Source organism: Salinivibrio sp. HTSP (genome assembly GCF_003390965.1).
GTDB classification, from domain to species: Bacteria; Pseudomonadota; Gammaproteobacteria; order Enterobacterales; family Vibrionaceae; genus Salinivibrio; species Salinivibrio kushneri.
Window position 1 is genome coordinate 80,081 of record NZ_PXUD01000041.1, and the last position, 8,505, is coordinate 88,585.

The 8,505-nt window shown below is 52.2% G+C and carries 6 protein-coding genes; 5 read left to right on the top strand and 1 reads right to left on the bottom strand.

Going from position 1 to position 8,505, the window contains the following annotated elements; genetic code table 11:
• Nucleotides 1-92: 92 nt before the first annotated feature.
• Nucleotides 93-2,672: a DNA mismatch repair protein MutS gene (mutS, locus tag C7A19_RS09160; RefSeq protein ID WP_116644742.1), complete on the bottom strand. Its 2,580-nt coding sequence runs from the start codon at nucleotides 2,670-2,672 to the stop codon at nucleotides 93-95.
• Nucleotides 2,673-2,783: 111 nt separating this feature from the next.
• Between mutS and C7A19_RS09165 the strand changes: the two genes are divergently transcribed.
• From C7A19_RS09165 to csrA, 5 genes are all read left to right on the top strand, one after another.
• On the top strand, nucleotides 2,784-3,269 hold the full coding sequence (locus tag C7A19_RS09165) for a CinA family protein (RefSeq protein WP_077520992.1): 486 nt from the start codon (nucleotides 2,784-2,786) through the stop codon (nucleotides 3,267-3,269).
• A gap of 130 nt (nucleotides 3,270-3,399) precedes the next feature.
• A complete protein-coding gene (gene recA, locus C7A19_RS09170) occupies nucleotides 3,400-4,449 on the top strand; it encodes a recombinase RecA (protein WP_069363470.1) in 1,050 nt (349 codons plus the stop codon).
• The gene (locus tag C7A19_RS09175; protein WP_235614283.1) at nucleotides 4,449-4,916 is read left to right on the top strand and encodes a regulatory protein RecX; all 468 of its coding nucleotides are present in this window, start codon (nucleotides 4,449-4,451) and stop codon (nucleotides 4,914-4,916) included. Before recA ends, C7A19_RS09175 begins: the two co-directional genes overlap by 1 nt.
• A 128-nt stretch (nucleotides 4,917-5,044) precedes the next feature.
• Nucleotides 5,045-7,627, top strand: a complete 2,583-nt coding sequence (gene alaS, locus C7A19_RS09180) for an alanine--tRNA ligase (RefSeq protein WP_116644741.1) — start codon at nucleotides 5,045-5,047, stop codon at nucleotides 7,625-7,627.
• Between the two features lie 436 nt (nucleotides 7,628-8,063).
• Complete coding sequence (csrA, locus tag C7A19_RS09185) at nucleotides 8,064-8,261, top strand: carbon storage regulator CsrA (RefSeq protein WP_077484408.1); 198 nt, start codon at nucleotides 8,064-8,066, stop codon at nucleotides 8,259-8,261.
• Nucleotides 8,262-8,505: the final 244 nt, after the last annotated feature.

An 8,505-nucleotide genomic window follows, 5' to 3' on the forward strand; every position in this document is an offset into this window, starting at 1 on the left:
CATAGACACTAATGAAGGGACAGCGATGGCTGTCCCTTTTTGTTTGCCCAGCGAAGCTGGCATGACGGCTCACAGGATGATGGCGTGGTCGATTAGCGCGATTGCTGTAACGCCTTGAGCGCATAGAGGGCGTCTAAGGCTTGCCGTGGGGTCATCTCATCGGGGTTTAAGGCATCGACCGCGTTATCCAGTTCGCTAGGCTCAGGCAGTAAGGCGAGCTGAGCGGGCGCGGGATCACCGACCGTTTGTTCAGCATGAATGGTATGTTGGCCGTTTTGCTCGAGTTGTGCCAGTTTATGCTTAGCACGCCGTATTACCGGTTTGGGAACCCCTGCGAGACTCGCGACGGCTAGGCCATAAGACTTACTGGCTGCGCCTTCTTGCACAGCGTGCATAAACGCAATGTCATCGCCATGCTCCATGGCATCAAGGTGCACATTCACCAAACCTTCCATTTGCCCTGGCAGTTCGGTGAGTTCGAAATAATGGGTGGCAAACAAGGTCATTGCATGAATTTTCTCTGCCAGCCATTCCGCACTGGCCCATGCTAAAGACAAACCATCGTAGGTACTGGTGCCGCGGCCAATTTCGTCCATTAACACCAAGCTGTTTGCCGTCGCGTTATGGAGAATATTGGCGGTTTCCGTCATTTCCACCATAAAGGTTGAGCGGCCGGAAGCGAGATCGTCAGAGGCGCCGATACGGGTAAAAATCCGATCAACAGGCCCAATAGTCGCGCGATCTGCGGGCACATACGCACCAATATGGCTCAGCAAGGTGATCAATGCCGTCTGGCGCATATACGTGGATTTACCCCCCATATTCGGCCCGGTAATGATCAACATCCGCCGCGCAGGGCTTAAGGCGATGGGGTTAGGGATAAAGGGGTCACTCATGACTTGCTCTACCACTGGATGGCGGCCCGCTTCGATATCGATGCCCGGTTTGTCGGTAAGCACTGGGCGATGGTAATTGAGCGTCTCAGCGCGTTCAGCAAGGTTGCACAGCACATCCAGCCCAGATAATGCCTCAGAGGCATGTTGCAGTTGGGCCAAATGTGGCAGTAATAAATCAAATAACTCTTCCCACAACCGTTTCTCTAACGCTAATGCGTTGGACCGAGAGCTTAAGACCTTATCTTCGTGCTCTTTTAATTCGGGGATAATGTAACGCTCTGCATTTTTAAGCGTTTGCCGGCGGATATAATGTGCAGGTACTCGGTCACTTTGCGCGCGGCTGATTTGAATGTAAAAGCCGTGCACCTGGTTATAACCCACCTTCAGGGTATCGATGCCATATTGCTCGCGCTCGCGGGTTTCGAGTTCTTCTAAGTAGCGTGATGCGCCTTCAGATAAGTCGCGCCATTCATCCAGTTCCGCATTGTACCCTGGCGCAATCACGCCGCCATCACGGATCACTACCGGCGGGTTCTCGACCACCGCGCGGGTGAGCAAATCTTGCAGCTCTGGCATCGGTGTGGTGGCCGTTTGGTAATCGCAAAACGCACGGTGATCTAGCTCGGTGAGCAGCGTCTGTATCTCAGGCAGCTGCGCCAATGCGGTGCGCAGCCTTGCCATATCGCGGGGGCGAGCAGAGCGCATCGCCAAGCGAGCCAGTACGCGCTCAATGTCGCCAACCGGTTTGAGTGCGGCGCTTAACTCGGTGTATAGGCCACTATCAAGCAGCGCGCCGATCGCATCCAAACGTTGGTTGAGCACTTGAGGGTCTCGCAGGGGTTGATGGAGCCAGCGTTTCAGTAAGCGACTGCCCATTGGCGTTGTCGTGCGATCCAAAACGTCAGCCAGGGTGTTATCGGTGCCGCCAGCGAGGTTTTGGGTGATCTCTAAATTACGTCGTGTCGCGGCGTCCAACACCACAGAGGTGTCTTGCTGATCTTTGATGATGGCACGAATATGGGGAAGCGCAGTGCGCTGGGTTTCTTTGGCGTATTGTAATACACAGCCGGCGGCACTGAGCCCCAGCACGCAGTCTTCCACGCCAAAGCCGACTAAATCGCGGGTGCCAAATTGACTGGTCAGTTGACTGCGAGCGGTGTCGAGATCGAATTCCCAAATCGGTCGGCGCCTTGCGCCGCGGCTCGCTGCGAGTAAATCAGGGTAGGGAAAGTCTTCTGGATAAAGCAGCTCAGCCGGTTGCGTGCGTTGCAGCTCGGCTTGCATTTGCTCGTAGGTAGCAGGCTCGGTCAGCACAAATCGCCCCGAGGTAATATCTAAGGTGGCGAAGCCAAACTGCTCGTTATCACAAGTCAGTGCGGCAACCAAGTTATCAACCCGCTCGCTAAGCAGCGCTTCATCGGATACTGTGCCGGGGGTGACGATTCGCACCACCTGGCGCTCAACCGGGCCTTTACTGGTGGCCGGATCGCCAATTTGCTCACAAATCGCCACCGGCTCGCCCAATTGCACTAACTTCGCTAAATATCCCTCCACGGCATGAAAGGGCACACCCGCCATGGGGATCGGCTCACCGCCTGAGCTGCCGCGCTTAGTCAGTGATATATCCAAAAGCTGAGAGGCGCGTTTGGCATCGTCGTAAAAGAGTTCGTAAAAATCCCCCATGCGGTAGAACAGCAGCTCTTCAGGGTGCTGCGCTTTGAGTTTGAGGTACTGTTGCATCATCGGGGTGTGCTTTTCGAGCGCTTGTACTGTCACGACTAGACCTGCAAAATGGAACATTGAAAAGGGTAGGTAGAATACGTGATCGTACGGCAAAGGGTAAAGTTGCGGTACCGGTTTCTTCCCCCTCAACAAAAGGAGCGCATGGTGGAACAGTTATTCTCGCTAGCAAAGCAACTCGGCGATGCCTTATTGGATGCAGGGCTGACAGTGACCACCGCAGAGTCTTGCACCGGGGGCGGTATCGCTTACTGCTTGACGGACGTGCCAGGAAGCTCGCAATGGTTTCAGCAAGCATGGGTGACCTACAGCAATCCAGCCAAACACCAACAAGTGCACGTGCCAGATGACCTATTAGCACAATATGGCGCGGTGAGTGAACCTGTGGTGATGGCGATGGCGGAAGGTGCGCGCCAAGAGGCAGAAGCAGACTTGGCGATTGCCGTAAGTGGCGTGGCTGGCCCATCGGGGGGGAGTGCTGATAAACCTGTGGGTACCGTGTGGTGCGCATGGGCTTGGCATGGTGGCGAAACTGACACAGAAGTCTGTCATTTTGAGGGGGACAGGCGCGCGGTTCGTGAACAAACGGTCGCGCATGTGTTGTCCCATGCTTTAAGGCGCTTGTCTCCGTAACTGGAGACGTGTCGCACCACACAGATTTTTTCTATACAGGGCTAGACACTGTATGTATGGACAGTATACTTAGCCCCAATGACTGATAGCTTTCATCGCATAGATAGCGGTTTATTTCCTGGAGACTGAAATGGACGATAACAAAGAAAAGGCGCTCGCAGCCGCACTCGGGCAAATCGAAAAGCAATTTGGCAAAGGCTCAATCATGCGTCTGGGTGATGACCGCACCATGGACATCGAAACCGTATCGACCGGCTCTTTGTCTCTCGATATTGCCCTAGGTGCCGGCGGATTGCCTTTTGGTCGTATTATCGAAATCTATGGCCCAGAGTCATCAGGTAAAACGACGCTGACGCTAGAAGCGATTGCCGAAGCACAAAAAATGGGAAAGACCTGTGCCTTTATCGACGCTGAGCATGCCCTTGACCCTATTTATGCGCGCAAGCTGGGTGTCGACATCGATAACCTTTTGGTCTCTCAGCCAGATACCGGTGAGCAAGCGTTGGAAATTGCCGATGCCCTGACACGCTCGGGCGCTGTCGACATGATCGTGATTGACTCAGTGGCGGCTTTGACACCTAAAGCTGAGATTGAAGGCGAGATGGGCGACTCACACATGGGTCTGCAAGCGCGGATGTTGTCACAAGCGATGCGTAAGCTCACAGCCAACATCAAAAATAGCAATACCATGATGGTCTTCATCAACCAAATTCGCATGAAAATTGGTGTGATGTTTGGTAACCCAGAAACCACGACTGGGGGTAACGCGTTAAAATTCTACGCCTCGGTTCGCCTGGATATTCGCCGCATTGGTGCGATTAAAGAAGGTGACGAAGTGGTGGGCAACGAAACCCGCGTCAAAGTGGTAAAAAACAAAGTGGCTGCGCCCTTTAAACAAGCCGAATTCCAAATCCTTTATGGCCAAGGCATTAACTTGCAGGGCGAATTAGTAGACTTGGGCGTGAAACACAAGCTGGTAGAAAAAGCCGGTGCTTGGTACAGCTACAAAGGCGATAAAATTGGCCAAGGTAAAGCCAATGCCTGCAAATACCTGAAAGAAAACCCACACATTGCGGAAGAAATTGACACCACCTTGCGCGAGATGTTGCTGCAGCCTGGCCTCAACAACGAAGCGGTCGACGCGAACGCGGAGGCAGAAGCCGAGGACGATCAGCTGTAATGGCCGTATCGTGCCAAGACGTTGCGGTGGGCTTGTTAGCCCGCCGTGACCATTCTGTTCACGAGCTGCAACAAAAACTGACTCAACGCGGGTTTGATCAAGACACCATTGCGCTGACCCTTGATGAGTGTCTCGCCCGTGGTTGGTTAGATGATGCCCGTTTTGCGGCCAGCTTGTTGCGCCAAGGTGTGAGCAAACATCATGGCTGGCTACGTATTTGCCAAGATGCCAAGCGAAAGGGCATCGACACTGAGTTGTTATCACGTGCCGAACAAGAGCAAGAGGTTGACTGGTATGCGCTAGCCAGAGAGACCGCACAGCGTAAATATGCCGATCTCGATGGCCGCCTTCCGCCAGCCGAGCAAAAGGAAAAAGCCAAACGCATGCGCTTTTTACAGTCACGTGGCTTTAACTTTGATCAAATCCAATACGCACTCAGTCACGACGATTCGAACACGCATTTCTAAACCAATCCCACTCTGTCTCTTTTCCGCACGCGATCGGTTGTTTACAATGGCGTAAATAAAACCATGCTTCCATCGCGTCACGACCATATCTGGTTGCTAACGCAATATTCGATTATCAGGATTAGCCAATGTATATGAGCACTGATGAGATCCGTACAGCGTTTCTCAAGTTCTTTGAAAGCAAAGGGCACCAGATTGTGCCTAGCTCGTCGCTCGTGCCTGCCGATGACCCAACGCTTTTGTTCACCAACGCAGGGATGAACCAGTTTAAAGACACTTTTTTAGGGGTTGAAAAGCGTGACTACACGCGTGCAACGTCAGCACAGCGTTGTGTGCGGGCGGGCGGCAAACACAACGACCTTGAAAACGTCGGTTTTACCGCGCGCCACCATACCTTCTTTGAAATGCTCGGCAATTTCAGCTTCGGTGATTACTTCAAGCAAGATGCGATTCAGTACGCATGGGCATTTTTGACCGAAACCATTGGCTTGCCAAAAGAAAAGCTGTTGGTAACCGTATACGAAACCGATGACGAAGCATTTGATATTTGGCATCAGCAAATCGGTGTCCCAGCGGATCGCATTGTGCGTATCGGCGATAAAGAAGGTGGTAAGCCTTACGAGTCAGATAATTTCTGGCAAATGGGCGATACTGGGCCATGCGGACCATGTAGCGAAATTTTCTATGACCATGGTGAGCATATTTGGGGTGGCCCGCCAGGGACGCCAGAAGAAGACGGGGATCGCTTCATCGAGATCTGGAATATCGTCTTTATGCAGTTTAACCGCCAAGCAGACGGTACGATGGAAAATCTGCCTAAGCCGTCAGTGGATACCGGGATGGGGATTGAACGCATAGCGGCAATCAAGCAGGGCGTGCATTCTAACTATGAAATCGATGTTTTCCAGCAATTGATTAAGCAAGTCGCTGACATCATTGGGGTTGAAGATCTCACTAACCAGTCTTTGCGCGTAGTCGCTGACCACATCCGCTCGTGTGCATATTTGATTGTTGATGGTGTGATGCCATCGAACGAAGGGCGAGGCTATGTGTTGCGCCGAATCATTCGTCGTGCGGTTCGCCATGGTAACAAGCTTGGCAGCAAAGAGGCGTTTTTCTATAAGCTGGTTGGCCCTCTCGCTACCATCATGGGGACGGCAGGTGAAGATCTGCGTGCGCAGCAAACCATGGTGGAAAAAGTCCTTAAGATTGAAGAAGACAACTTTGGTCGCACGCTTGAGCGTGGCATGTTGATGTTGGAAGAGGCCTTGGACAAGGTTAAAGGTGACGAGTTAGATGGTGAAACTGTATTCAAACTCTATGACACTTACGGCTTCCCGGCAGACTTAACCAATGATGTTGCGCGTGAGCGCGGTTATCGCATTGATGAAGCCGGCTTTGAAGCGGCGATGGAAGCCCAGCGTCAGCGCGCGCGCGAAGCCGGTCAGTTTGGCACTGACTACAACCAAGCAATAAAAGTGGAGCATGGCTCTGATTTTTGTGGTTACACAGGGACAGAAGGCACAGGCCAGATCACTGAGATTTTTGTCGACGGTGACACCGTTGATAGCTTGGTATCGGGGGATAAAGCGGTGGTGATCCTTGATCACACGCCTTTCTATGCCGAGGCTGGTGGCCAATGTGGTGATACAGGGGTGATTGACACTGACCAAGGGCGATTTACCGTGACGGATACCCAGAAAGCGGGGCAAGCCATTGCGCACTACGGCAGCTTGTCGGAAGGGCAACTGAGTGTCGGGACACAAGCAACCGCTCGCGTGGATGCTGAGCGTCGCCACGCGGTAGCGATGAACCATTCTGCGACCCACTTGCTTCATGCTGCGCTACGTGAGGTACTGGGTGAGCATATTGCTCAGAAGGGGTCTTTGGTTCGCCCTGACGGCTTGCGTTTTGACTTCTCACACCTTGAGCCGGTCACCGCCGATGAACTCAAAGCGGTTGAGCGGATCGTGAATCAACAAATCCGTGAAAATAGCCCCGTGCAGACAGAAGTGATGGATATCGAAGCCGCCAAGCAAAAAGGCGCGATGGCACTGTTTGGTGAGAAATACGATGACCAAGTGCGTGTATTAAGCATGGGTGACTTTTCTATCGAGCTGTGTGGCGGGACACACGCGACGCGTACGGGCGACATTGGCATGTTTAAAATCGTCTCTGAAGCGGGTATCGCGGCCGGTGTACGCCGCATCGAAGCCATTACCGGGCAAGCGGCCATTGATAGCGTTTATCAGCAACAGGCTGACTATGAAGCCAAACTTGACGAAGCCCAGAGCAAAGCGAAAGCGTTAGAGAAACAAATTCAGCAGCTTAAACAGAAACTGGCCGCACAAGAAAGTGCTGGGCTGATCAATCAGGTCCGTGAGCTAAACGGGGTAAAAGTGCTGATCAGCCAGCTTGATGGTGCGGATAACAAAGCACTGCGTAGCATGGTGGATGATCTGAAAAACCAAATGGGCAGTGGCATTGTGCTGCTCGGCAATGTGGCCAATGACAAAGTCGGCCTGATTGCGGGGGTGACTAAAGATCTGACCGGCACCGTGAAAGCCGGTGAGTTGGTTAACCTTGTTGCCCAACAAGTGGGTGGCAAGGGCGGTGGCCGCCCTGATATGGCACAAGCCGGCGGTAGTGATGTGAGTGCACTGCCGAGTGCGTTAGCCTCCGCGGAGACCTGGCTCGCTGAGCAACTATAAGCCGCTTTTGTTTTTTTAAAAGTCAAGAGGGTCGCGTATCGCGACCCTTTTTTGTGATCTAGATTAATAATTGCACTTTTTTTCTGATTCTGTATAGTGCAACGCCTTAAGCGACGCACTGGCGTAAGACGTGATACTGGTTAGATTTTATCGCCACGCCAGCCAATGCAGTACAGATTTCTCTTACACTGTTATCTCAGGTCAATCGCCTTCTCGGCTAACGGCATGATGATAAAACAGTAAATTTCTCTGCCCCTTTCTGGATATGGTGTGATAATTCAGCCATAGTGTGAATACGGACGTTTTGGCGCCCGTATTGGCATCATGAGCAGGGAAAGAACCCAACGATCACAGGTAACGAGCCGATACGCTGGCGGGTTATCTGGCTCAGACACTAATTGAATAAGTAAAAGATTGATACTCAAGGAGTAGAAGCATGCTGATTTTAACTCGCCGTGTGGGCGAAACCTTGATGATTGGTGATGAAGTGACTGTCACCGTACTGGGTGTGAAAGGTAACCAAGTTCGTATTGGTGTGAACGCACCGAAAGATGTTTCGGTACATCGCGAAGAGATCTACATGCGTATTCAAGCCGAGAAAGGCACGCCTGCAAGTGGTCAAAACGACTACTAACAAGGCAAAAAGAGGTCGACCAAAGGTCGGCCTTTTTTATCCCTGCTTTTCCCGTAAAATCAGAATGAAACGGCGATAAATCCAACAATAGAATTGGGTTGTGGGTGATAATTGTCCATTTGTTGGTGGCAAGACGATTTTTGCCAGAAAAGTGTTTGACATATATGTGGCTCAAAGTAATATGTGCACCCGCAGCGACGGTGAGGTGGCCGAGTGGCTGAAGGCGCTCCCCTGCTAAGGGAGT

Excerpts from the sequence above, each read along its gene's own strand:
- recA (WP_069363470.1), top strand. The coding sequence starts at position 3,400 with ATGGACGATAACAAAGAAAAGGCGCTCGCAGCCGCACTCGGGCAAATC.
- C7A19_RS09175 (WP_235614283.1), top strand. The coding sequence starts at position 4,449 with ATGGCCGTATCGTGCCAAGACGTTGCGGTGGGCTTGTTAGCCCGCCGT.
- alaS (WP_116644741.1), top strand. The coding sequence starts at position 5,045 with ATGTATATGAGCACTGATGAGATCCGTACAGCGTTTCTCAAGTTCTTT.
- csrA (WP_077484408.1), top strand. The coding sequence starts at position 8,064 with ATGCTGATTTTAACTCGCCGTGTGGGCGAAACCTTGATGATTGGTGAT.